The sequence below is a fragment of the Wenzhouxiangella sp. XN201 genome (assembly GCF_011008905.1).
Classification (GTDB): Bacteria; Pseudomonadota; Gammaproteobacteria; order Xanthomonadales; family Wenzhouxiangellaceae; genus Wenzhouxiangella.
In genome coordinates, this window is sequence record NZ_JAAIVI010000021.1 from 119,128 (window position 1) to 141,828 (window position 22,701).

The window sequence follows — 22,701 nt, forward strand, 5'->3', positions numbered from 1 at the left end:
TATTTGCAACAGGGAACAATTCGGCTGATGCGAATCCTGATCATTGAAGACAATCGCGACATCGCGGCCAACCTGGGGGATTTCCTCTCCGATCTCGACCACGAAGTGGACTACGCCTACGACGGCGTCACCGGGTTGCACCTGGCGGTGGTCAACGAGTTCGACGCCATCGTGCTCGACCTGGCCCTGCCGGGCATGGACGGGCTGGAAGTCTGCCGCAAGCTGCGCGAGGACGGCCGCAAGGACACCCCGGTGCTGATGCTCACCGCCCGCGACCAGCTCGAGGACAAGCTCATCGGCTTCGAGTCCGGCGCCGACGATTACCTGGTCAAGCCCTTCGAGCTCAAGGAAGTCGAGGCCCGGCTGCAGGTGCTGGCCCGCCGCGGTCAGCGGGTGAAGCCGCGCGAACTCAAGGTGGCCGATCTCGAGTTCAACCTCGAAACGCTCAAGGTGCGGCGTGCGGGCAAGTCGATCGATCTCAACCCGATCGGCCTGAAGCTGCTCGAGAAACTGATGACCGCCTCGCCGGCGGTGGTAACCCGGCGCGAACTCGAGCATCACGTCTGGGGCGAGGAACTGCCCGACAGCGATAGCCTGCGCGTGCACATTCACACCCTGCGGGCGGTCATCGACAAGCCGTTCGACACGCCGCTGATCCAGACCCGGCATGGAATCGGCTATAGCCTGGTGGCCCCGGATGAAGTATCGGCGTCGACTTAGAAGCCGACTGATCGTCTCCTTTCTGTTGTTCGGCACGCTCTTGAGCGTGCTGTTTGCGGTGGCCGTGTTGCTGCTGCAGAGCTGGTTGGTCGATGCCCTGATTTCTCGCACCCTGGCCGAGGAAGTCGATCAGTACGTCACCGACCTGCGCGAGGATCCCACCCTGGTCGAGCCCTTCTACAGTCGCATCGAGGGTTACGTCACGCGCCCGGGCCGCGCCGATATCGTGCCCGAGCCTTTCCGCACCCTGCCCAGCGGCGTCCACGACGTGACCACCGACCAGGCGCGCTACAAGGCGGCCGTGCGCAAGGCCGACGATTTCTGGGTGTTTCTCACCTACGACGTGTCCGAAAACGAGGAAGTGGCTCACCGTCTGGAGCTGTCGCTGGCGGCCGCCGTGGTGTTGTTCGCCCTGCTGTCGTTGACGCTGGGCATCTGGTCGTCGAGCCGCATCATGGCGCCGGTGACCGAACTGGCCCGCCGCATCGAGGCGATGGACGAGCACGCGCCGCCCAGTGACCTGGCACGGCATTTTCCCGACGATGAGGTCGGCCAGCTGGCCGCCGCACTCGACGACTACGCTCACCGGCTCAAGGACCTGGTCGAGCGCGACAAGGCCTTCAATGCCGATGTGTCGCACGAACTGAGAACGCCGCTGGCGGTCATCTCCGGTGCCACCGAGCTGATGCTGGCCCAGCCCGACCAGTCCGAGCGCACGCGCGAGCGCCTGCTGCGCATTGCCCGCGCCGCGCGCCAGTCGACCGATATCACCACCGCGCTGCTGCACCTGGTACGTTCCGAGCGCGATGCCGACGGTGAGGGGCGGTCATACGACGTCACCCGCATTGCCCGCCAGGTGCTCGACAACTACCAGCCCTTGATCGGGGACCGCGATCTCGAGCTGAAACTCGAGGAGGTCGAGCCAGTCAGCGTCATCGCCCCGGAGGCGGTCATTGCCGTGACCCTGGGCAACCTGGTCGGCAACGCGATCCGTTACACCACCGAGGGTGAGGTGTGCGTGCGGGTCGAGGCCGGGCAGGTCAGTATTCTCGACACCGGGCCGGGCATTGCCGAGGAAGAACTGCCGCAGGTCTTCGATCGTCACTTCCGCGGTCGCCAGGCGAGCGGCACCAAGGGGTCCGGCCTGGGCCTTTCCATCGTCAAGCGCCTGTGTGATCTCTATGGTTGGCGCATCGAGTTCGCCAATCGGCAAGAGGGCGGGCTGTGCGTGACGTTGAAGTTCTTCCCGGACCAGGGTTGAGGCGATGCGCCGTTTGCTAGTTAGCTAGTTAGCTAGTTAGCTAGTTGGCTAGTTCGGCAGCCGTTGAGCATTGCGGGGCGGCTTCGCCGCGAAGGGTTTGCGGGTGACCGGTACCTTTGCCGAACCAGCGAACCAGCGAACCAGCCAACCAGCCAACCAGCCAACGGCTTTCTCACTGGCACGCCCCACCCACGTCCCACTACAATGGGACCCATGGCAATTATCAACTGTCCCCGCTGCGGCAAACGCATCTCGGATCTGAGCAAGGTCTGCGCACATTGCAGTCTGCCGCTGGGCGAGATGTCGGAACACGACATCGAGCAGCTCGAGCGCCAGCGCTGGCGCAAGCGCATCTATATCGCCCGGAATGTGACCTATCTTGGAATGACCGCCCTGGTGGTCGGCGCCATCTGGTGGTTCATGGTGGGTACGGGCGGCCTGGTGCTGCCGCCTCCGCCGCTGTCAGTGATCCTGCTGGCGCTCGGCGCGGTCGTCTACCTGGGCGGGCGCGGTTGGCTGCTGTGGCTGAGGATGAAGCGCAACCGGCCCCACTGAGGGCGTTGCTGCAAAAGCCGTCGGGTCAGCGAACGCGCTCGACCCGAACCCGCCGGCTGTAGCCTTCCACACTCAGATACCAGGCCCCGAACATGCCGGGCGAGATGGTCACCTGCGCGTTCTCGGTTTCCGGCATGGCGAATTGGTCCGCTTCGGCCTGGCGCCAGACCATGCCATTGGCCAGTTCGAATCGGGTATTTCCGGTCCAGCCGCTGAAGCGGCCTTCAATCTGCGTTTCAATCGGGGACTTGCGGTCGCTCTCGTTGAAGCCGCGACGGTCCTCACCCGAGTTGCTTCCGGACGACTCGGCTCGCCGGATCAGGTCAACCGCCTCGCCTTCGGCCAGAGATCGCATGCGAATCCAGCGATTGAGCGCGGCCAGTTCCTCTTCGCTGAGCTTGTCCAGACCGGCGTCCTGGAACTCCTTGGCGGTCATGCGCTCTTCGAGCGATGAAAAGGACTGCTGGGCGGCCGCCCCGGCGCACAGGGCGCAGGCCAGCAGGAAAACACTCAGGCGAATGACAACAGGCGAGGCAATGGGCATGTCCAGGCTCTCCGGGTTTAATTCACGTTTCAGGTGGTGGCGCGAATACTAGCACCGTCTTCGATGTCAACGGGCGTCGAGAGGCGAACTGAATGGGTCACGATCGGTGACGGGGCTAGTACTTACAGGTCCTGCTTGTAGCGCACATAGGGAATGCGACCGTAGACGCTTTCGAGCGGATCTTCGAGCCCGGCTTCGGGTTTCGGTTCATCGGCACGCGGCGCGGCGTCCATGATGTTGCTCACCCCGATCGACAGCGAACCGTTGCGCAATGCCTGCCAGGAGAACTGCAGGTCAAAGGAATTGAGCGTGGGCGGGGCTGCTTCGCGGCCCAGCCAGAGCGGAAGTTCGCGGTGGTGACCCAGCATTTCGCCGCTGAAGCTGCCATGGCGCCAGCCCAGCAGCAACTGGGCGCTGTTGCTGTACTGGCGCTCGCCGGGCCCGAAGACCTCGACCGGCATGCCCAGATCGCTCAGGCTCATGCGCTGCCGGTAGCGGGCCAGCTGCAGTCCAAGCAGGAAGTCGCCGACGCGATCGGTCTGGATTCCGAAACTGACGTTGAAGTCCAGGCCTTCGAGCGCGCCGCTGCGTGCGTCCGGCGCACCGGCAGCAAGCCGGTCTACCGCCAGGTCGTAGGAAAACGCCTGGTTCGGTGTCGGCGCGGGTTCTTCGCTGCGGAAGGCGCTCAGGCCCAACTGCAGGCCGGGCGCGGCCATCCAGTCGCCGCTGACCTGTAGCAGGTTGACGGAATTGCTCGGCAGCGGCTGGTCGACAAAGCGGCAATCCTGGGCGACGTAGGAATCGATCGTCAGCATGCCCTGGCTGCACTGGATGTGCGCCAGGCTGGCGGTGTTGAGCTGCCAGGCCTTGAGCGACCAGGAAAACGCGCTGTTGGGTCCGTCGCGGCCATCGACCGTCGAGCGTTCGCCGGCCAGGGGCAGGGTCATCGACAGCACCGGCCGATCACCGGACAGGCCGCCCAGCGGCGAGCGCTGCTCCACGACCTGCATTGGGGACAGATCGCGGTCGGATTCGGGCACAATCGTCCACGGCGCAGAGTCAGTCGACTGCGCCAGCGCCCCGCTGGCAAGCAGGGCAACCGCGATCAGGCTGTGCTGTGGGCGAATCATGACCGGTCTCGTCCTCCCAGTGTGCGTGGAATGCAATGGCTTGGACGCCGCGTTCCCGATAAAGTTTTTCCGAAACTGAAGTTTAGCAGAGGCCGATAAAAGATGCACTCTCGGAATCGGACGCAAGTTACCGATATTGCAACGAATAACCCCGATTGGCCCGGCCCGCCTCGCGCGCGAGAGGAGCATTCAGCTTGCCACGGCCCTTCCGGGGACGGCAAAATGTGCGGCCTTCGCCTCCCCATTCCAAGCGGATAGCCGATTCAATGACCGATCGCCGACAACTCGCCAACGCCGTGCGGGCGCTGGCCATGGACGCCGTCGAGCGTGCCAACAGCGGCCACCCGGGCATGCCCATGGGCATGGCCGACATCGCCGAAGTGCTCTTCAACGACCACCACAAGCACAACCCGGCCAACCCAGACTGGTGGGACCGCGACCGCTTCGTCGTCTCCAACGGCCACGGCTCGATGCTGCTCTACAGCGTGCTGCACCTGAGCGGCTACGACCTGTCGATCGACGACATCAAGAATTTCCGCCAGTTGCACTCGCCCACCCCGGGCCATCCGGAATACGGCGAGGCGCCGGGCGTGGAGACCACCACTGGTCCGCTCGGGCAGGGCCTGGCCAACGGGGTCGGCATGGCGCTGGCCGAAAAACTGCTGGCCGCGCGCTTCAACACCGACGAGCACACCATCGTCGACCACCACACCTGGGTGTTCGCCGGCGACGGCTGCCTGATGGAAGGCATCTCGCACGAAGCGTGCTCATTGGCCAGCACCCTGGGTCTGGGCAAGCTGGTGGTCTTCTACGACGACAACCAGATTTCCATCGACGGCGATACCGACGGCTGGTTCAACGACGATACCCCGGCGCGCTTCAAGGCCTACGGCTGGCACGTGGTTGAGGACGTCGACGGCCACAGCGCCGAGGCGGTGGCCGCCGCCATCGATCAGGCAAAGACGCATACCGACCGGCCCACGCTGGTCTGCTGCAAGACCGTGATCGGCTTCGGCGCCCCCAACAAGGCCGGCACCGCTGATGCCCACGGCGCCGCCCTGGGCGAAGACGAAATCAAGGCCACGCGCGAGAAGCTCGGCTGGGAACATGGTCCCTTCGAGATCCCCGACGAGATCCGCGCCGGCTGGGACGCGCGCGAGAAGGGCGCGGCCGCCGAGAAGGAATGGCAGGACCGCTGGGCGGCCTACCAGAAGGCCCACCCGGAAAAGGCCGCCGAGTTCGAGCGGCGCATGAACGGTGATCTGCCCGCAAACTTCGACGACCTGGTCGCCGACATCCTCAAGAAGATGCAGGGCGACGACAAGAAGGTCGCCACCCGCAAGGCCTCCGGTGCCAGCCTGGAAGAATTCGGCCCGCAGCTGCCCGAGCTGATCGGCGGCTCGGCCGACCTGACCGGATCCAACAACACCAAGTGGTCGGGCAGCGTCGACGTCACCAATGACCCGGCCAACGGCAACTACATCTACTACGGTGTGCGCGAGTTCGGCATGACCGCCGTCGTCAACGGCCTGCACCTGCACGGCGGCTTCATCCCCTACGCGGGCACCTTCCTGGTGTTCTCCGACTACGCGCGCAATGCCGTTCGCATGTCCGCGCTGATCCCGACCGGCGCCATCCACGTCTACACGCACGATTCCATCGGCCTGGGCGAAGACGGCCCCACCCACCAGCCGGTCGAGCATGTCTCTTCCTTGCGCATGATCCCCAACCTGGACGTCTGGCGCCCGGCCGACAAGGTCGAAACCGCCGCCGCCTGGGCCGAGGCCCTCAAGCGCCGCAAGGCCCCCAGTGCCCTGGTCCTCACCCGTCAGGGCCTGCCGCATCTCGAGAAGAACGACGCACAGATCAAGGCGATCTCGAAAGGTGGCTACATCCTCAAGGACGCCGAAGGCGGCGAGCCCGAAGCCATCATCATCGCCACCGGCTCGGAAGTCGGCCTGGCCATGTCAGCCGCCGGGGAACTGGCCGGCGACGGCAAGAAGGTCCGCGTCGTCTCCATGCCCAACCCCGGCCGTTTCCTCGAACAGGACGAGGCCTACCGCGAGTCGGTGCTGCCCAGCGACATCAAGGCCCGCGTGGCCGTCGAAGCCGGCATCCCCTGGTTCTGGTGGCCCTTCGTGGGTGAGAAGGGCAAGGTCATCGGCATGACCACCTTCGGCGCGTCCGCGCCGGCCGAAGACCTGTTCAAGGAGTTTGGGTTTACGACCGAAGCGGTGGTGGAGGCAGTCCGTCAGGTGCTATAAGCGCGGACGCAAATCCGAAATCCGAATATCGAAATCCGAAACAAGCACGAAGCACGAAGCACGAAATTCGAAACGAAAAACTTCGGGCCGCCGCGTTTCGTGCTTGGGTTTTCGAATTTGTTTCGGATTTGGTGCTTCGAATTTCGGATTTCATTCGCGTCAGGTGGCCTCGAACATCCGGTCGCAGTACAATTTCCGACTAACCAAAAATATTTCTCGGAGACTCTCGAATGTCCATAAAGGTTGCCATCAACGGCTATGGCCGCATTGGCCGTAACGTGCTGCGTGCACTCTACGAAGCCAATCGCACCGACGAAATCCAGATCGTCGCCGTCAACGACCTGGCCGACGCCGAAACCAATGCCCTGCTGACCCAGCGCGACACCGCCCACGGCCGGTTCCCGGGCGAAGTGTCGGTCGAAGGCGACCACATGATCGTCAACGGCGACAAGATCCGCGTGCTCGCCGAGCGCGACCCCGCCAAGCTGCCCTGGGGCGAGATGGGCGTCGACGTGGTGCTCGAGTGCACCGGTTTCTTTGCCAGCAAGGACAAGGCTTCGGCTCACCTCAAGGGCGGCGCCCGCAAGGTGCTGATCTCCGCCCCGGCCGGCAAGGACCTGCCGACCATCGTCTACGGCGTCAACCACGATATCCTGAGCGCCGACGATGACATCGCTTCCAACGCTTCGTGTACCACCAACTGCCTGGCCCCGCTGGTCAAGCCGATCCACGAAGCCGTGGGCGTCGAATCGGGCCTGATGACCACGATTCATTCCTACACCAATGACCAGGTCCTGACCGACGTCTATCATAAGGATCCGCGCCGCGCCCGCGCCGCTGCCATGAACCAGATCCCGACCAAGACCGGTGCCGCCGCGGCAGTCGGCCTGGTCATGCCCGAACTCGACGGCAAGCTTGACGGCTACTCAATCCGCGTGCCGACCATCAACGTTTCGGTCGTGGACCTGTGCTTCATCGCCAGCCGCGACACCTCGGTCGACGAGATCAACGCCGCGGTCAAGCAGGCCAGCGATGGCGAGCTGAAGGGCATCCTGGGCTACAACACCGAGCCCCTGGTCTCGAGCGACTTCAACCACGACCCGCGCTCGTCGGTCTTTGATGCCACGCTCACCAAGACCGCCGGCCGCCTGGTCAAGGTCTTCTCGTGGTACGACAACGAGTGGGGCTTCTCCAACCGCATGCTCGACACTGCCCTGGCACTGTCCAAAGTCTAAGCATCGCACTGAGCAATGTCGTCCCGGCCTCCGAGCCGGGACCTCGCACTTATCAATCCGGCAAGGCCCGACTCATCGCCACTGAAAAAGTGCGAGATCCCGGATAACGGCTAGCGCCGTTTCCGGGATGACAGAAGCAAATGTCGTCCCGGCCTCCGAGCCGGGACCTTCTAGAAGAGCCCGGCAGAACCGCCGGGCCTTTTGTTTGCGTAGGAGCGATCTCCGGATCGCGACACATCATCAGCCGGGCAGGGCCCCGCGCGGCGCAGCCGCCCCGCACCGCCCAAAGGCCGACGAACCAGCAAACAAGCAAACCAGCCAACCAGCAAACGAGCTTTTCCCCTTGAGCCCAACCCCACCCCTCTCTAAACTGACACAACAAGCCAACCAGCAAACAAGCCAACCAGGAAACCAACGATGAAAACCCTCGACCAGGTCGACATCCAGAACAAGCGCGTCCTGATCCGCGCCGACCTCAACGTGCCCATCCGCGGCGGCCAGGTCACCTCGGCCGCGCGCATCGAGGCGGCCCTGCCCACCATCCGCCAGGCCGTCGATGCCGGCGCAGCCGTCATGGTCATGTCCCACCTCGGCCGCCCGGAAGAGGGCAGCTTCGACGAGGAGTTCTCCCTCGCCCCGGTCGCCGAGAAGCTGGGTGAGCTGCTGGGCCAGCCGGTCGAACTCAGGCGCGACTGGATCGACGGCGTGGAAGTCGAGAACGGAAAGGTCGTGCTGCTCGAAAACGTCCGCTTCCTGAAAGGCGAGAAGGCCAACGACGACGAACTGGCCAAGAAGATGGCCGCCCTGGCCGACGTGCTGGTCTTCGACGCCTTCGCCACCGCCCACCGCGCCCAGGCCTCGACCGAGGGCGTGATCCGGCACAGCAAGGTGGCCTGCGCCGGCCCGCTGCTGGCGCGCGAAATCGAATCCCTGGAAAAGGCCCTGGCCAAACCCGAGCGGCCCATGGTTGCCATCGTGGGCGGTTCCAAGGTCTCGTCCAAGCTCACCGTGCTCGAGGCCCTGATCGAAAAGGTCGACCAGCTCATCATCGGCGGCGGCATTGCCAACACCTTCCTGGTCGCCGCCGGCCACGATGTCGGCGGTTCGCTCTACGAAAAAGACCTGGTCGGCACGGCAAGGGACCTGATCAAGCGCGCCGAGGCAAAGGGCGCGGCCATCCCGCTACCCACCGACGTGCTCACGGCAACCCGCTTCCACGAAGACGCCCATGCCACGCTCCGGAATGTCGGACGCGTACACGAAGACGAGATGATCCTGGACATCGGCCCCGAAACGGCCGGCAACCTCGCCGCCATCGTCCGCCAGGCCGGCACGGTCATCTGGAACGGCCCGGTGGGTGTATTCGAGTTCGAGGCGTTTCATTCCGGCACGCAGGCGATTGCGCATGCCGTGGCCGCTTGCAAAGGATTTACGCTGGCCGGCGGTGGAGATACGATTGCGGCAATCGAGAAATTTCATGTCGCCGATCGGATCGATTACATCTCGACGGCGGGTGGGGCGTTCCTTGAGTACGTGGAGGGGAAGGAGCTGCCGGCGATTGCCGCGCTTCAGTCCTAACGATTCGCCATGAAAGTGACCCGCTACTTTCAGGTCACCAGAGCCCGCCCGGATCGTGCCGACATCCTGGATGAATGGATCCAGCACGTCATCGATCACCCGGAGCGGGAAGTGGTCCAGCAAGACGGACGAATCCGTCGCTGGGCCAGAATTGAGGCGGCGGGAGGTCGCTATTTGCGCGTGGTGCTACTGTCTGACAGACTAACCGTCCACAATGCCTTCTTTGATCGAGGGTTCAGGCCATGAGAGTCCAGTACTTCGAAGACACCGACACGCTCTATATTGAGTTCCGGGAGTCCGACATCGCGGAAACGCGCGATCTCGACGAGAATACCCTGCTCGAACTGGACGAAGCCGGCAACGTCTGCGCCCTGACCTTCGAGCATGCGAGCAAGCGGACCGATATCGAGCATGTGACGCTTGAGGGGATTGCGGCGTAACAGCAACAAGGTTGCCTGGCCGACAGCCACACCATCCGTACAAGCCGATCCAATTAGCCCTTGATCGCGAGCCATTCTTTCAATTGGAGCTCAAGTATGTATAGATGCCTGGTCGTGGCGCTGATTGCCATGCTGGCGGCGTGCGGAGGACCCCAGGTGCGCCACTATGGCGAGCACTATCCTCAAACACTGCCGGGCGAAGTAGAAGTCTTCTACTCTTTCCCTCACGAGGAGCACATCAAGATCGGCGCGGTGGACGTCAAGCGATACAAGTTCGGCTTTTCGAAGCCAACTGTCTACGATGCCGTGGAGAAATTGCAGAAAGCAGGTGCTGAACTGGGTGCCCACGCTGTGGTGGTCGTCGACTCCCAAAATATCGACGACCGGGTCATTCGAGTGTCAGGGGAAGCTATTCGTTGGCCCAGTAAGCCCTGAAGCGTCAGATGCCTGTTTCGGCCAAAGGAGAATCTCAAGCAGGCGTGACTGGCGGCTGAGTTTGGAACGAGCATTCCCCACGATTCGGCCGTTCGGTATTATCCGGGACGGTCTCGTGACAGCGACATCGGCCAAGCGCTAGACTGGTGATAGGTCAGACAGCAAGAGTCAGCCATGACCAGCACAAATGCCCTTCAATATCTGCGTACCCTGTTTTTCATGCTTCTGGCGGTCGGGATGGCGGCCTGGGGCCCCGTCAGCGCAGCAGACGATGCATCCCGTTCGACCAACCCGTCAGAGAGCGAGGAAGCGCGGGTCGAATCCTCGGAGTTTCAGGCGACGATCCGCTGGGACGATTGGGGAGTTCCACATATCCGCGCCGAGGACGAGGCCTCGCTTTTCTACGCACAGGGCTGGACGCATGCGCGCAATCACGGCGAGCGGTTGGTGCGCAATTACGGGCTGGCCCGGGCCCGGGCGGCAGAGTACTGGGGCGAAGACCACCTGGAATCGGATCGCTGGTTCCGGTTGATCCGGTTGCCGGAACGCGCCGAACGCGCCTATGACAACCTGCCACTGGAGGTGCGTCACTGGATGGACGCCTTTGCCGCAGGCATCCGGGCGTATCTTGACGCAAACCCGGAAGCGCTTTCCACTGAAACACGCCGCGCGCTTCCCGTTACGGGGCGCGACGTACTCGCCAACTCCCTGGCCGTGGGTGAGCAGTTTTCGGGGGCGGAGCAACTGCGTCGCCGGTGGCTGGAGCGAGCCCGGGATGCGAACGAGCAGGCCGCAGCATTCCTTCCGGAACGGCACGCCGGAGAGCGGCCCGGATCCAACGCCTGGGCCGTTGGGCCATCTCACGCCTCCGGCGACAACGCGATGTTGCTGGCCAACCCCCATCTTCCCTGGTCGGGCAATCTGACCTGGATGGAGACGCATTTGCAGTCCCCGGGGGTCGACATCTACGGGGCCTCCCTCGTGGGCATGCCGATGATCAGTATCGGCTTCAACCAGCATCTGGGCTGGACCTACACGGTCAACACCCAGGACATCGAGGACATCTACGAGTTGAAACTGGAAGAAACGGATGCCGGACTGGTGTATCGCTGGGGCGAAGACACTCGCCCACTGGAGCACGGGACCGAAGTCATCAAGATTCGCACAGATGACGGTATGCGTCAGGAGGAAATCGACTTGTATTCGTCCGTGCACGGCCCGGTAATTGCGGTCGCCGGTGACAGGGCGCTGGCCCTGCGCGAAGCGGTCGAGGTTGGCAACCGGACCCTCGGCGATGCCTATCCACAGTGGTGGGCGATGGCCCGAGCGACCGACATGGAAGAGTTCGAGCAGGCCCTGAAACGCAACCGCGTTGCCGGCTTCAACACGATCTACGCCGACGCCGAAGGCAACATCGCCTACTACTACGGTGGCGTCACGCCGGTGCGTCCCGTGGATGCACGGTCATTCTGGGAGGGTATCGTGCCGGGCGATTCGCCGGAGACATTGTGGGATGAAGTGCACTCCTTCGAGGATATGCCGCGTATCGTCAATCCCGAGTCGGGCTGGGTCCAGAATGCCAACGATCCGCCGTGGCACGCGACTTGGCCGCGCACCCTGGATCCGGGGGACTATCCGGAACACTTCGCGCCCGTTGACCTGGCCCTGCGTCCCCAGCGCTCGATCGAACTGATGACCAACAACGGTTCCATCAGCCTCGAGGAAATGATCGAGTTGAAGCACTCCACCCGCATGCTCATGGCCGATCGGATTGTCCCGGAACTGCTGGAGGCCGTGGCCGAGCACGGCACCGAACGGGCAAAGCAGGCGGCAGCGGTGCTCGAGGCCTGGGATCGTTCGGCCGATGCTGACAGCCGGGGCGCCGTGCTCTTCGTGGCCTGGGCCCGAGCCATGCTGCAGGCTGGCCGGGTCTATGCCGAGGACTGGTCGATCGAGGAGCCCCTGTCCACACCGGACGGCCTCCACAATCCGGAAACCGCTGCGTCAGTGCTGGATGAAGTCGCAGCTGAGGTCGAATCCACCCACGGGCGGCTGGACGTTACCTGGGGCGAGGTCAACCGGTTGCGTTCGGGCGACCTGAATCTGCCGGGCAACGGGGCGCCCGGCGCGTTGGGTGTGTTCCGCAATGTCTTTTACCAGCGGAGCGAAGACGGTGGCGGCACGGCAGTGGGCGGCGATTCCTTTGTGGCCGCCATCGAGTTCGCTGAAACACCGCGGGCCTTTGCCCTGACCAGCTACGGCAACGCCACGCAAGCTGGCTCGGCGCACAATGGAGATCAGCTTCGCCTGTTTGCAGTCAAGATGCTGCGACCGGTGCATTACACGGAGGAGCAGATCAAGGCACATACGGTTGAGACGAAGGTGATCGGCTCGCCTTGAGTCCCTCGGCGTCACGAGCCCACAGGAGGTAGTCCCCATGCGTTCCATCCGTCGCGTTACTTTCGCATCTGTGGTCCTGGCCGGACTTTTATTGGTCCCCGCCCTCCATGGCGCGCCCAACGGCAATGCCGGCAAGGAGATGTCCGAAGCGGCGGAGGGTTTCCTCGCCTCCCTCTCCGCCGATCAGCGGGCGGCGGCCAGCTTCGCCTTCGCGGACGACGAGCGGCTGGACTGGCATTTCATTCCCCGGCAGCGACGGGGGCTGTCCTTCCAGGACATGGACGAAGGGCAGCGGGACTTGGTTTGGGATCTTCTCGATACCGGCCTCAGTGCCCAGGGAGTCCGAAAGGTGGACGACATCATCGCCCTGGAAGTGGTCCTGCGGGAGCTGGGCGGGAACCCGGCGATGCGGAACCCGGAGCTCTACTTCGTCTCCATCTTCGGGGACCCGTCGGGGAGTGACCCATGGGGTTGGCGTTTCGAAGGACACCACATCTCCCTGAACTACACCATTATCGACGGTGCCCCGCTGGCCTGGGCTCCCGCTTTCCTGGGAGCGAACCCCGCCGAGGTGCAGGGGGGTTCCCGGGCCGGGCTCCGGGCCCTGGGATCCGAGGAGGACCTGGCCCGGGCGCTGGTGCGCTCCCTGGACGAGGATCAGCGACGGCAGGCGGTCGTGGACGACCAGGCCCCCAGCGACATCTTCACGGGGAACGCCCGTGAGGTCGAGCCCCTGGAGCCAGCCGGCATCGCCATCAGCGACCTCCGCCCCGAGCAGGTGGACCAGCTCGTACGGCTCATGGACGAGTACCTGGAGCGGATGTCCGACGACCTGGCGGCGAGCCGGCGCGCCCGCATCGAGGCCTCGGGCCTCGATCGCATCACATTTGCCTGGGCAGGCTCCCTGGAGGTGGGCGAGCCTCACTACTATCGGATCCAGGGACCCTCATTCCTGGTGGAGTATGACAACATCCAGAACAACGCCAACCACATCCACTCGGTATGGCGTGATTTCGATGGGGACTTTGGCCGGGATCTCCTGAGGGAGCACTACGAGGCCCATCCACACCACAACTGAGCATCTGATCCAGGCCAGTGGATGCACTACATCGGCGCGTTCGAATAGTAGTGCCAGACGAAGATCGCCACCGCGCCGCGGTAGGGTCGCCAGGGTTTGGCGACAGCGTCGGTTCGTTTTCGGTCCGGGCGTTTGCGCATGTTCTTGATGCGGTGCAGGCCGGCTTGTATGGCGAGGTCGTCGGCCGGCCAGACATCCGGCCGGCCGAGTGAGAACAGCAGAAACATTTCCGCGCTCCAGCGCCCGAAGCCCTTGAGGCGGGTGATCTGCGCCATGACTTCGTCGTCCGGGAGTTCGGCCAGCGCCGATGGCACGAGGGACTCTTCCAGAACGGCCTGCGACAGGCCGCGCGCGTAGGCGATCTTCTGTCTCGACAGGCCGAGGGCACGCAGTTCTTCGTCGCTCAGGGCCAGGACACGCTCCGGCTGGAAGTCGCCTTGCAGGGCAGCTTCGACCCGGCCGAAGATGGTCGCGGCTGCTTTTGTCGATAGCTGTTGCCCGACGATGATTCTCAGGAAGTGCTCGAAGCTGGGTTCATGCATGCGCCGCTCTTCGGGATAGCCCACCTTCTCCAGCGCCGCGGCAATATGCTTGTCGCGCCGGGCGATTTCGTCGAGCGCGCTTTCAAGATGGCTAGCTGTTAACTGAAACTCCACATCGACTTCCTGCTGTGACATCGGGTATCGAGGTCGGGGCTGGTAAAGATGCGCCTCGATCACAGCATGATATCTGACGCAAACCAGGACACCCACCCAATTCGAAGCCGAGTGGCCTCGAGTCTGCCTTTGAGTGGTATCAAGATGACGGGCGGTATTACGGAGGTTCGGGCTTTTGAAGCGCATCAGGGCTAGTTCCTGCCCATTGAGCGCCGATCCGCTGCCGCGTTAGACTTGCGCCCGCTTTACGGATCGACTCTCGAGGACGCGCCATGCTCACCCCCTCCGACCACCCCTTTTTGTACCTGCGCTACCTGCTCCTCATCCTTTTTCTGGGCGGGTTCTTCATCTTCGTTGTCAGCGCCGAGGAGGACGTCGTCTGGTGGTTCTGGTTCGTGCCGATCGTTCCGCTGGTCATCTTGTTTCTCGTGGATCGTGCCGAGCTGCGCTGTCCGCACTGTCGCGAGCGCTGGACGTTACGTGTGAAGGGGCGCATTCGCCTGGGCGAATCGACCGTCTATCAGTGTCGGCACTGCCGGGAAGACTTCGATCCGGAGGTCGACGTCGAACCCGTATCCGGCCAGGGCTCGTATCCGCCGGCACGTGGGGGCGAACGCACCATCATGTTCTTTTTGATCGGAATGGCAGGCCTCCTCCTGATCGAGCAGACGCTCTCGGACGACTCCCCCGGCCTGTTTGGGCTAGTTCCGCTGTTCATGGCCGGTATCGCCATTGCCCGGCTGAAGGGCTGGGTCAAGAAGGGTGGTGGTGTCGGCGGTGGCGGTGGCCCCTAGTCTTATCGAGTCCGGCATCCGATTGACTGGCAGCGTGCATAGTGGGATGCTGATTCTCGTGTGGGCGTCACCGAGGATCAGATGATGAAGACTGCATCGATTGCCTTTCTTGCCCTACTGCTCGCCGCCTGTGCCACATCCGGACCCAGCCTGGTTACGGAAGAAGATATCTCGGCGGCCTCGGATCATGAATTGTGCCTGGCCTTCAAGGCGCAGCAGTCGGATGCCGTACGTGCCGAGCTTGTTCGCCGCGACTTGTTCTCTTCCCGGGAATGGCGTTTTATCGATGATGGTCAGATCCATATTGGTATGGACGACCTGGCGGTCATCTGTTCCTGGGGCGATCCGGGTCGAGAGGTCGTCAACACCCGGACCGACGACGGCGATCCGGACGAGCAGGTTTGGATCTACAACGAATGCCCGATCTGCGATGAGTTCCGGGTTTACTTTCGAGGTGGAGAGGTAGAACGCTGGGAGAGTTAGCCTGCTGAGCGGGAGAAGGGACCCTGCTCTTCCTCGAGACGGGTTCCGGATTTGTGTGTGACCGGTCGCTCAGTTTTCGGGCCTAAATCAGAACCCCTGCGTTGCGGGCGGCGCGATTGTCTTTTGTGTAGGAACTTCTGCCCTCATCCGGTCTCGTAGACTAGGGTGTTTTTCTGATCTGGATTGTTAATGAACAAGGGGTTTCGAGCCATCGCCAGCGCTTGTGCCTGCTGGCTGGTGGTTCTGTGTTTTGTCGTGTCGCCGGCGGCAGAGGGTGCCAGCGCAGCCGCCGATTCGGGCTTGCCGGCCAAGGAGCGCGCGGACAGTTCCGGGGAGAATGAGGAAATCGTGGTTTATCCGCGATCCTTTTTCGATACCTACCGCCCGGTCAATGCACTCGACATGGTCCAGCAGCTTCCGGGCTTTCGTTTGATCGAGGCCGCCGACAAGCGCGGATTCGGCGGCAACGCCGGCAATGTGCTGATCGATGGCGAGCGGCCGAGCAGCAAGCAGGACCGCTTGTCGCAGCTCCTGTCGCGCATTCCCGCCGGTCGCGTCGAACAAGTCGAGGTCGTGCGCGGCGACACCGGTTCCCTGACCGCCGGCGGGCAATCCGTGGTCGCCAACGTGGTGCTGCGCGATGCCGGTCGTGCGAGCTGGGCGTGGAGCGCGCTGATCGAGCAGGACACCGACAGCGGCGGGCCCGAGCCGGGCGGCAGCCTGTCCCTGGTTGTGCCGCGCGGGGACAGCCGCTACGCGGCGGGCGTGGAAGCAAGGCATATGTTCTTCGGCAATGTCGCTGACGAGCGACTCGAAGTCGGTGGAGTCCTGGCCGAGCTGCGCGATGACACGGAGCGGATGCAGGGCAACGACTATTCCGGGAATTTCAGTTCGGAAACCGACTGGGGCTCGCTGGTGTCGCGTTTCAACAGCAGGCTCGACTACCAGACCTTCAACTTCTTCGAGCGCTCGCAACGCACGCCGCAGGGGATCGATCAGGCGCCCTTTGTGGTCGACCGGCACGCCGACTGGCAGGAGTACGAACTCGAACTTGGCGGCGACCTCCAGTGGCAAGCCTCGAAGGACTCCGACGTCAAGGGCATCCTGGTCTTCAATCGCGAGTGGGAAGATCGGACCTCCGGCCTCAAGCGAGAGAGCGATGCGCTGTCGATACGACGCCAGCTGGCCGACCGCCAGACCCGCCGGGCCGAGAGTATCGCCCGGATCGAGGTCGACTGGGCCGGGTGGGAGGCCCACTATCTGGAATTCGACCTGGAGACCGCACTGAATGTGCTCGACAATCAGCTCGAGTTCGCCGTCGATGATGGCAACGGCTTTCATCCCGTGCCGGTGCCCGGCGCCGATTCGCGCGTCGAGGAATGGCGCGGCGATGTCCAGATCAGCGATGCCTGGCAGATCGATGACTGGACCCTGGAGCCGGCGCTGGGTGCGGAAGTTTCGCGCATCAGCCAGTCGGGACCCGACGGGCAGGAGCGTTCCTTTTTCTTCCTGAAGCCGTCACTGACCGTCGTCCATGCGCCGGTTTCCGAGCGGCAGACGCGACTCAACCTGCGCCGCAGCGTGGCGCAGCTCGATTTCCGAGATTTCGTCAGCGCCACGAACTTCGGCGACGATGAAATCAATTTCGGGAATCCTTCCCTCAAGCCCCAGAACACCTGGGTTGCGGAGCTGGCTCACGAGCGCCGTTTCGGCGAGGTGGGCGTGGCCACGGCAAAACTGTTCTACAACTACGTGCGCGATCTGCAGGACCGCCTGCCGCTTGACGGTCGGGACGTGCCGGGCAACATCGGGGACGGGCAACGATGGGGCATGGAACTGGAGGCCACGCTGCCGGTTGATCCGGTCGGGCTCGAGGACGCGCGACTGGATATGGACTTGCGCTGGCAGGACTCGAGCGTGGAAGACCCGGTGACCCAGCGCGATCGGCCATTCTCCGGTGAGTCGAAGTTTCGCATCAACACCAAGCTTCGCCAGGACGTCATCGTCGCGCAGGCGGCCTGGGGCCTGGAGCTTTTCTACCAGGATGCCGTGACGCGTTACGAGCTCGACGAACTCGACGTCCGGGATGACGGCGTCGATCTGGGGTTCTTCATCGAAACGACACGATTCATGCAGACCAAGGTCAGGCTGGCGGCACAGAACCTGCTTGGTCGCAGCTTCGAGCGCGATCGGCGGGTATTCGCCGACAGCCGTCTCGACGGGGAGACGGCGTTTCGCGAAGTCCGTGATTTCCGGCGAGGTCGTTCGCTGATTCTCTCGCTCAGCGGTAACTTTTAGGCCCGGAGTGCTCGATCAGCCAGGCCTGATCACCCTCCGGCTGCGGGGGCAGGTTGAAGGCCTGCTCCGGGGTGGCGTGGAACTTGGCCAGATAGGCCGCCAGGGCGTACTGCTCGGTGCCGGAGGTGACAAAATCGATCGCCACCCCGGGATATTCGAGCCCACCGAGGTCGCGGCGCTGCGGATCACTGAGCTCGCGCAGGGGGTAGCCGTCGCCGCAATGCACGACCTGTTCGAACTCATCGCCAGGATGCGGCACACACTGGGCCAGGAAAGCCAGGGTGATGATCCGGAAACGCCGGTCGGTATCGCCGACCCATTCGCCGTCGCTGACCAACTGTATGGTCGTGCCGTCCGGCGCTACAACGGCCAGGTCGCGCACCCGTTCGCCGTTGCTGCCCAGACCCTGGTTGATGTCGCCGTGTCCGGGCTCGAGCGGCCGCCGGGCCGGGCGGGTAGCGTCGTAGGTCAGGCGCAGGCCGGTGAACTGCGGGAACCAGCCCGGGGTGGCGCCCGGCGCAATGCCGGAAACGGCATATTCCATGATGTCGTAGAGCTCGCCGGCGGTCACGGTCAGGCCGACCAACTCGCCATTGAAGGCCAGTGCGGTTTCCAGGTCCAGGCGTGATATACCGCCTTCGGGTCGAAAACGGTTGGCCGCCGGCGGCTGTAGCCGGACTTCGCTGGCATCCCGGCTGCCCGGCGGTATGCTCATCTCGCCGATTGGGGTCCTGATGCCGCCGCCGTTGCGAAAGGCGATCACGGCCTCGGGCTCTTGCTGGCGGCCCAACCAGAGGGTGGCCTTGGCCCAGAGACGACCCAGATTGGTCTCGCGCGTTCGTACCCGGGTCCGGCGGCCGTCGAGAAACTGATCGGTATAGCCGAGCACATGTCCCATCTTGACCTCGAGAATGCGCCAGAAGGCGTCGCGAATCGCCACGACTTCGGCCAGCGCTTCGGCGCCGAGATCCTCGACCACCGAGGCCTCGCTGGCCCAAACGCCCGCGTGGCCGGCATCGAGCTGCTCGAGATCGATCACGCCCTCGGCGTCGAACTGCAGCAACAATCGCCCCAGGTAGCGAAAATCGCCAGCGGTGTTGACCAGCAGCACGGGCTCGTCCAGTGGCGAGCGATAGACCAGCGGATAGTCGTCGACCGCCACATCGCCCGGGTGTAGCCGGGTGCCGGAATCGGCCAGAATGGTATTGGAACCGCCGGCAATGAGGACATCCACGTGCTCGAGTCGCTCGGCCAATGCCCGCTCCACCTGCAGCTGCTGCATGTGAGCCGCCAGGATGATGATATTCACGCCGTCGGCCACCAGCGCATCCACTGCTTCCTGTATCACGTCGGCCAGTGCGTCCATATCATCCGGGTCGGCCGGCCGGATGCCGATTTCGCCGGTCGAGGTGATCTGCCCCAGCGTGGGGGTTGCCGCCCCGACCACCCCGACACGATGGCCGTCGATTTCCAGCACCGCCGAGCCGGCGAGACGGCCCTTCAGTTCAGCGGCATCGAGACCATCCGGGCTGACCAGCCCGGCCAGATGTGGTTCGCTGGAAAAGTCCAGGTTGGCCGACAGCCAGGGGAAACGCGAACCCGGCCAGCCATGCCGATCGGGCTGGATGATCCCGGCGAATACTTCGGGGCCGCGATCCAGATCGTGATTGCCCACCGCGCTGGCATCGACGTCCATGGCGTTCAGGAATGCGATCTCGCCGCGGCCCACCCCCGGCGAGCCCACGACCTCGGCCATGGCCGGATCGTTGCTGGCCTGGAAGAGCGGTCCCGGGATGTAGTTGTCGCCGGAGCTGATCAGCAGGGTGCTGTCCGGCCTCCCGGCACGAAAGGTGTCGACCAGGGCGGAGAAATCCGCCACATGTTCGAGCGCCAGGGTACCGCCGCCGTCGATATCGGCAAAATGCAGCAGCTGCAGTTGTAGCGCATCTGCCTGCTCATCATCGCTGGGGGCAAGCGGCTCAGGTATGGAATCCGGTTGCGCACAGGAGAGCAGGGAGCCGACAACGATCAACGCGGTCAGGGCACGAAAAGAAACACGCTGGTGAAACAGCATGCAGACCTCAGGCAGTGATAGATTGGGCTGCCATTTATACTGCCTATACGCTGTGCAGTCGAGTGAGTGAAACGCGGGTGGGCCCCGTCGAGCGAACAGATCCTGGATCCGGGCTGCCCCAAGGAGATTGCAGAATGTCGAACGATGCCGGTCCAAAAGTTCTGATTCTCGGACGAGGCGCCATGGGCAGCATGTTCGAGGCCCTGCTGCAAGAGACTGCGCGCGTAACCATTTGGGAGCGCGATCTGGAAACCGGTCGCGAATCCGCCCCGCTGGAGTCGCTGGCAGCCGGCAGCGATGCGGTGATCTTCGCAGTGCCCGCAGCGCCCCACGATGAACTGGCTGGACGACTGGCCGCTTGTCTCGGTGCCGAGACCTTGTGCCTGACCATTGCCAAGGGGCTGGATGAGGATGGTCGTACGCCGGCCGATATCTTCGCCCGCCATTTTGGCGACACGCCGGAGCCGGGGCCCGCCTGGGCGGTGATCTACGGACCGATGATTGCCGACGATCTCGACCGCGGGCGCGCCGGTTTCGCGCTGGTTGCGGCCAACCGGCCGGAAATTGCCAAGCGCGCCAGGGCCCTGCTCGGCGTGGGTCCGCTGTATCTCAGACCACACGACGACCCGCACGGCGCAGCCTGGGCGGCGATTCTGAAAAACATCTATGTGCCGCTGGTCGGCATGGCCGATGAACTGGATCTGGGAGACAACATGCGCGGCTTCCTGATTGCCGAGGCCCTGGGTGAACTGGCAGCCATCGTCGAGCGTCTGGGAGGCCAGCCACGAACCGCCTACGGGCTGTCCGGGCTGGGTGACCTGGTGACCACCGCCACCAGCGCCGACTCGCACCATCGGGGGATCGGGCAGGCCATTGCACGCGACGAACTCGAATCCGAGGTCGACACCGACGGCAACGTGCGCAGCGAAGGCGTTCATGCAATCACCCAGATCCAGCGCCACGGCCTGGTGGAAATTGCCGACTATCCCCTGCTCGAACTCGTGGCGGCGCTGCTGGACTCGCCGAGTGATGCCGAACAACGCCTGAACGGCTGGATTCGGCGTCGCTTCGCGCGCCAAGCGGGGTCATGAGTCGGCCCGATGCCGCCGACTGGCTGATCGCCCATCGCGGCTATCCGCATGCGTACCCGGAAAACTCCCTCGTCGGCATCGAGGCTGCACTGGAGGCCGGAGCGCGCTGGGTGGAATTCGACATCCAGGTGACCCGAGACGGGGTGCCGGTGGTGTTCCATGATGACTCGCTCAGCCGCGTCGGCGACAGCGACGAGCAGCTCGCTACGCTGGACTGGGACACGCTGTCGCAGCGCAGCATCGGCGAGGCTCGCCGGTTCGGTAACAGATTCTCGCAGCAACGTGTTCCCAGCCTCGCGGACATGCTCGCGCTGGTCGATCAGTACCCGGAGGTGACGGCGTTCGTCGAGATCAAGCGGGAGAGCTTCGAGTGGTTGGGCCGATCCGGGGTGGTCGAGGCGGTGTGCGACGTGCTGCAGCAAGCCTCCAGCCGTTGCGTGCCGATCTCCTTCGATGCCGCTGCGCTGGCAAAGGCGCGAGAGTGCGGCGCCGAAGCCATCGGCTTGGTCATCAAGCCCTGGAACGATGCATCCAGGCGCGAGGCCGAGCAACTGGCGCCGGATTACCTGTTCATCCAGGCCGACCGCATTCCGAAAGGCGACCGGCCGCTGTGGCCCGGCCAGTGGCACTGGGCGGTCTATGTCGTCGACGACCCCGATTCGGCCCAAGCGCTTCGCCGCCGCGGCGCCGATCTGATCGAGACCGACGGCTTTCCGCCAATGCTTGAAGCATTGAGCAATTTGCAGCCCGGAAGCCATGCAGGTTAATGAGCCGCGCCCGTTCACCGTCTTGCTTCTGAGCGTTATTGCGCTGGTCGCGTTCGCGGCCAATTCCATCCTCACGCGTGCCGCGCTGACCGACACCTCGATTGACCCGATCAGCTTCACCACCGTGCGGATCGCATCGGGCGCAGTGATGTTGTGGCTGATCGTTCGTGTCCGATCCTCCGGCGCCGAAGGTCGTGGCAGCTGGGCTTCGGCGCTGGCCCTGTTCGGCTATGCGATTGCATTCTCGCTGGCCTATCGCTCGCTGACCGCCGCGACTGGTGCGCTACTGCTGTTCGGGGCGGTGCAGGTCACGATGGTGTCCTGGGGCCTGTTTCGCGGCGAACGGCTTTCCGCCGTCCAATGGCTGGGTGTGCTGCTCGCCCTGGCCGGGTTGGTCTGGTTGCTATTGCCGGGGTTGTCGGCACCGCCGCTTCTCGCCGCCGCCCTGATGCTGGCCGCCGGCTGTGCCTGGGGTATCTACACACTGCGCGCGAAAGGTGCTGGCGATCCCACGCGGGTGACGGCCGCGAATTTCGCGCGTGCGTCGCTGCCGGCTGTCGGCCTGGGTCTGATTTTCGCGGGTGATGTGTCGTGGGATAGCCAGGGACTGGCACTGGCCGTGGCGTCCGGTGCGCTGGCCTCGGGAATGGGCTACGCCGTCTGGTACACCGTGCTGAAACATATCGGTACCCACACGGCAGCCGTATCGCAATTGACCGTACCGGTCATCACGGCCATTGCCGGCGTGTTGCTGCTGTCCGAGCCCTTGAGTTGGCCGACGGTGGTTGGCGGCGCCTGCATCCTCGGCGGCATCGCATTGGTCACGCGTCCGCGCCGGGCGACTAACGGCGTCTGATCCAACTCGACTTCAATTCATGCACCCCGCGATGCCGTACGC

21 protein-coding genes are annotated in these 22,701 nt (G+C 63.9%); 17 read left to right on the plus strand and 4 right to left on the minus strand.

Going from position 1 to position 22,701, the window contains the following annotated elements:
* Nucleotides 1–27 precede the first annotated feature (27 nt).
* From G4Y73_RS12170 to G4Y73_RS12180, 3 genes are all read left to right on the plus strand, one after another.
* Nucleotides 28–720, plus strand: a complete 693-nt coding sequence (locus G4Y73_RS12170; RefSeq protein WP_164231929.1) for a response regulator transcription factor — start codon at nucleotides 28–30, stop codon at nucleotides 718–720.
* Nucleotides 698–1,981 (plus strand): HAMP domain-containing sensor histidine kinase, encoded by a 1,284-nt coding sequence (locus G4Y73_RS12175; protein ID WP_164231931.1) that lies wholly within the window; start codon nucleotides 698–700, stop codon nucleotides 1,979–1,981. Before G4Y73_RS12170 ends, G4Y73_RS12175 begins: the two co-directional genes overlap by 23 nt.
* Nucleotides 1,982–2,194: 213 nt before the next feature.
* Nucleotides 2,195–2,536, plus strand: a complete 342-nt coding sequence (locus tag G4Y73_RS12180) for a hypothetical protein (RefSeq protein WP_164231932.1) — start codon at nucleotides 2,195–2,197, stop codon at nucleotides 2,534–2,536.
* 25 nt (nucleotides 2,537–2,561) lie between these two features.
* Here G4Y73_RS12180 and G4Y73_RS12185 read toward each other — a convergent pair whose 3' ends face one another.
* Together G4Y73_RS12185 and G4Y73_RS12190 are read right to left on the minus strand one after the other, a co-directional pair.
* On the minus strand, nucleotides 2,562–3,080 hold the full coding sequence (locus G4Y73_RS12185; RefSeq protein WP_164231933.1) for a hypothetical protein: 519 nt from the start codon (nucleotides 3,078–3,080) through the stop codon (nucleotides 2,562–2,564).
* A 122-nt stretch (nucleotides 3,081–3,202) separates the two neighbouring features.
* Nucleotides 3,203–4,210, minus strand: coding sequence for a hypothetical protein (locus G4Y73_RS12190; RefSeq protein WP_164231934.1), 1,008 nt, complete (start codon nucleotides 4,208–4,210; stop codon nucleotides 3,203–3,205).
* A gap of 266 nt (nucleotides 4,211–4,476) precedes the next feature.
* Here G4Y73_RS12190 and tkt point away from each other — a divergent pair, with 266 nt between their 5' ends.
* The 8 genes from tkt to G4Y73_RS12230 all read left to right on the plus strand — a co-directional run bounded on the left by tkt (nucleotide 4,477) and on the right by G4Y73_RS12230 (nucleotide 13,640).
* Nucleotides 4,477–6,474: a transketolase gene (tkt, locus tag G4Y73_RS12195; RefSeq protein ID WP_164231935.1), complete on the plus strand. Its 1,998-nt coding sequence runs from the start codon at nucleotides 4,477–4,479 to the stop codon at nucleotides 6,472–6,474.
* Between the two features lie 230 nt (nucleotides 6,475–6,704).
* Nucleotides 6,705–7,709 carry a type I glyceraldehyde-3-phosphate dehydrogenase gene (gene gap / locus G4Y73_RS12200; RefSeq protein WP_164231936.1) on the plus strand — a complete coding sequence of 335 codons (1,005 nt, stop codon included), beginning with the start codon at nucleotides 6,705–6,707 and terminating at the stop codon, nucleotides 7,707–7,709.
* 417 nt (nucleotides 7,710–8,126) lie between these two features.
* The gene (locus G4Y73_RS12205) at nucleotides 8,127–9,287 is read left to right on the plus strand and encodes a phosphoglycerate kinase (RefSeq protein WP_164231937.1); all 1,161 of its coding nucleotides are present in this window, start codon (nucleotides 8,127–8,129) and stop codon (nucleotides 9,285–9,287) included.
* A 9-nt stretch (nucleotides 9,288–9,296) separates the two neighbouring features.
* Nucleotides 9,297–9,533 (plus strand): hypothetical protein, encoded by a 237-nt coding sequence (locus tag G4Y73_RS12210; RefSeq protein ID WP_164231938.1) that lies wholly within the window; start codon nucleotides 9,297–9,299, stop codon nucleotides 9,531–9,533.
* A complete protein-coding gene (locus G4Y73_RS12215; protein WP_164231939.1) occupies nucleotides 9,530–9,727 on the plus strand; it encodes a DUF2283 domain-containing protein in 198 nt (65 codons plus the stop codon). Before G4Y73_RS12210 ends, G4Y73_RS12215 begins: the two co-directional genes overlap by 4 nt.
* 114 nt (nucleotides 9,728–9,841) lie before the next feature.
* Nucleotides 9,842–10,162 (plus strand): hypothetical protein, encoded by a 321-nt coding sequence (locus G4Y73_RS12220; RefSeq protein WP_164231940.1) that lies wholly within the window; start codon nucleotides 9,842–9,844, stop codon nucleotides 10,160–10,162.
* Nucleotides 10,163–10,336: 174 nt separating this feature from the next.
* Nucleotides 10,337–12,562, plus strand: coding sequence for an acylase (locus G4Y73_RS12225; RefSeq protein WP_164231941.1), 2,226 nt, complete (start codon nucleotides 10,337–10,339; stop codon nucleotides 12,560–12,562).
* A 37-nt stretch (nucleotides 12,563–12,599) separates the two neighbouring features.
* The gene (locus G4Y73_RS12230; RefSeq protein ID WP_164231942.1) at nucleotides 12,600–13,640 is read left to right on the plus strand and encodes a DUF3500 domain-containing protein; all 1,041 of its coding nucleotides are present in this window, start codon (nucleotides 12,600–12,602) and stop codon (nucleotides 13,638–13,640) included.
* A gap of 26 nt (nucleotides 13,641–13,666) precedes the next feature.
* Here G4Y73_RS12230 and G4Y73_RS12235 read toward each other — a convergent pair whose 3' ends face one another.
* Nucleotides 13,667–14,317: a DNA-3-methyladenine glycosylase 2 family protein gene (locus tag G4Y73_RS12235; RefSeq protein WP_164231943.1), complete on the minus strand. Its 651-nt coding sequence runs from the start codon at nucleotides 14,315–14,317 to the stop codon at nucleotides 13,667–13,669.
* A 251-nt stretch (nucleotides 14,318–14,568) separates the two neighbouring features.
* Here G4Y73_RS12235 and G4Y73_RS12240 point away from each other — a divergent pair, with 251 nt between their 5' ends.
* From G4Y73_RS12240 to G4Y73_RS12250, 3 genes are all read left to right on the plus strand, one after another.
* Complete coding sequence (locus G4Y73_RS12240) at nucleotides 14,569–15,090, plus strand: transposase (RefSeq protein WP_164231944.1); 522 nt, start codon at nucleotides 14,569–14,571, stop codon at nucleotides 15,088–15,090.
* Between the two features lie 81 nt (nucleotides 15,091–15,171).
* Entirely contained in the window at nucleotides 15,172–15,573 is a 402-nt protein-coding gene (locus G4Y73_RS12245; RefSeq protein WP_164231945.1) for a ricin-type beta-trefoil lectin domain protein, read from the plus strand.
* 189 nt (nucleotides 15,574–15,762) lie between these two features.
* A complete protein-coding gene (locus G4Y73_RS12250; RefSeq protein ID WP_164231946.1) occupies nucleotides 15,763–17,871 on the plus strand; it encodes a TonB-dependent receptor in 2,109 nt (702 codons plus the stop codon).
* On the opposite strand, the gene G4Y73_RS12255 is transcribed toward G4Y73_RS12250, so the two are convergent.
* Nucleotides 17,855–19,945, minus strand: coding sequence for a bifunctional metallophosphatase/5'-nucleotidase (locus G4Y73_RS12255; protein ID WP_164231947.1), 2,091 nt, complete (start codon nucleotides 19,943–19,945; stop codon nucleotides 17,855–17,857). The genes G4Y73_RS12250 and G4Y73_RS12255 overlap by 17 nt on opposite strands.
* Before the next feature lie 134 nt (nucleotides 19,946–20,079).
* On the opposite strand from G4Y73_RS12255, the gene G4Y73_RS12260 reads away from it, so the two are divergent.
* The 3 genes from G4Y73_RS12260 to G4Y73_RS12270 are packed head-to-tail and all read left to right on the plus strand — an operon-like array spanning nucleotide 20,080 to nucleotide 22,659.
* Nucleotides 20,080–21,036 carry a hypothetical protein gene (locus G4Y73_RS12260; protein WP_164231948.1) on the plus strand — a complete coding sequence of 319 codons (957 nt, stop codon included), beginning with the start codon at nucleotides 20,080–20,082 and terminating at the stop codon, nucleotides 21,034–21,036.
* Nucleotides 21,033–21,803, plus strand: a complete 771-nt coding sequence (locus G4Y73_RS12265) for a glycerophosphodiester phosphodiesterase family protein (RefSeq protein WP_164231949.1) — start codon at nucleotides 21,033–21,035, stop codon at nucleotides 21,801–21,803. The genes G4Y73_RS12260 and G4Y73_RS12265 overlap by 4 nt, the downstream gene beginning before the upstream one ends.
* The gene (locus G4Y73_RS12270) at nucleotides 21,793–22,659 is read left to right on the plus strand and encodes a DMT family transporter (protein WP_164231951.1); all 867 of its coding nucleotides are present in this window, start codon (nucleotides 21,793–21,795) and stop codon (nucleotides 22,657–22,659) included. The genes G4Y73_RS12265 and G4Y73_RS12270 overlap by 11 nt, the downstream gene beginning before the upstream one ends.
* Nucleotides 22,660–22,701 lie beyond the last annotated feature (42 nt).

What these genes read in the sequence shown, in the direction of transcription:
- G4Y73_RS12185 (WP_164231933.1), bottom strand. Translation starts at nt 3,080, where the DNA reads ATGCCCATTGCCTCGCCTGTTGTCATTCGCCTGAGTGTTTTCCTGCTG.
- G4Y73_RS12180 (WP_164231932.1), top strand. Translation starts at nt 2,195, where the DNA reads ATGGCAATTATCAACTGTCCCCGCTGCGGCAAACGCATCTCGGATCTG.
- G4Y73_RS12225 (WP_164231941.1), top strand. Translation starts at nt 10,337, where the DNA reads ATGACCAGCACAAATGCCCTTCAATATCTGCGTACCCTGTTTTTCATG.
- G4Y73_RS12215 (WP_164231939.1), top strand. Translation starts at nt 9,530, where the DNA reads ATGAGAGTCCAGTACTTCGAAGACACCGACACGCTCTATATTGAGTTC.
- G4Y73_RS12240 (WP_164231944.1), top strand. Translation starts at nt 14,569, where the DNA reads ATGCTCACCCCCTCCGACCACCCCTTTTTGTACCTGCGCTACCTGCTC.
- G4Y73_RS12205 (WP_164231937.1), top strand. Translation starts at nt 8,127, where the DNA reads ATGAAAACCCTCGACCAGGTCGACATCCAGAACAAGCGCGTCCTGATC.
- G4Y73_RS12190 (WP_164231934.1), bottom strand. Translation starts at nt 4,210, where the DNA reads ATGATTCGCCCACAGCACAGCCTGATCGCGGTTGCCCTGCTTGCCAGC.
- G4Y73_RS12170 (WP_164231929.1), top strand. Translation starts at nt 28, where the DNA reads ATGCGAATCCTGATCATTGAAGACAATCGCGACATCGCGGCCAACCTG.
- G4Y73_RS12235 (WP_164231943.1), bottom strand. Translation starts at nt 14,317, where the DNA reads ATGTCACAGCAGGAAGTCGATGTGGAGTTTCAGTTAACAGCTAGCCAT.
- G4Y73_RS12250 (WP_164231946.1), top strand. Translation starts at nt 15,763, where the DNA reads ATGAACAAGGGGTTTCGAGCCATCGCCAGCGCTTGTGCCTGCTGGCTG.
- G4Y73_RS12265 (WP_164231949.1), top strand. Translation starts at nt 21,033, where the DNA reads ATGAGTCGGCCCGATGCCGCCGACTGGCTGATCGCCCATCGCGGCTAT.
- G4Y73_RS12175 (WP_164231931.1), top strand. Translation starts at nt 698, where the DNA reads ATGAAGTATCGGCGTCGACTTAGAAGCCGACTGATCGTCTCCTTTCTG.
- G4Y73_RS12210 (WP_164231938.1), top strand. Translation starts at nt 9,297, where the DNA reads ATGAAAGTGACCCGCTACTTTCAGGTCACCAGAGCCCGCCCGGATCGT.
- gap (WP_164231936.1), top strand. Translation starts at nt 6,705, where the DNA reads ATGTCCATAAAGGTTGCCATCAACGGCTATGGCCGCATTGGCCGTAAC.
- G4Y73_RS12255 (WP_164231947.1), bottom strand. Translation starts at nt 19,945, where the DNA reads ATGCTGTTTCACCAGCGTGTTTCTTTTCGTGCCCTGACCGCGTTGATC.
- tkt (WP_164231935.1), top strand. Translation starts at nt 4,477, where the DNA reads ATGACCGATCGCCGACAACTCGCCAACGCCGTGCGGGCGCTGGCCATG.
- G4Y73_RS12245 (WP_164231945.1), top strand. Translation starts at nt 15,172, where the DNA reads ATGATGAAGACTGCATCGATTGCCTTTCTTGCCCTACTGCTCGCCGCC.
- G4Y73_RS12270 (WP_164231951.1), top strand. Translation starts at nt 21,793, where the DNA reads ATGCAGGTTAATGAGCCGCGCCCGTTCACCGTCTTGCTTCTGAGCGTT.
- G4Y73_RS12230 (WP_164231942.1), top strand. Translation starts at nt 12,600, where the DNA reads ATGCGTTCCATCCGTCGCGTTACTTTCGCATCTGTGGTCCTGGCCGGA.
- G4Y73_RS12260 (WP_164231948.1), top strand. Translation starts at nt 20,080, where the DNA reads ATGTCGAACGATGCCGGTCCAAAAGTTCTGATTCTCGGACGAGGCGCC.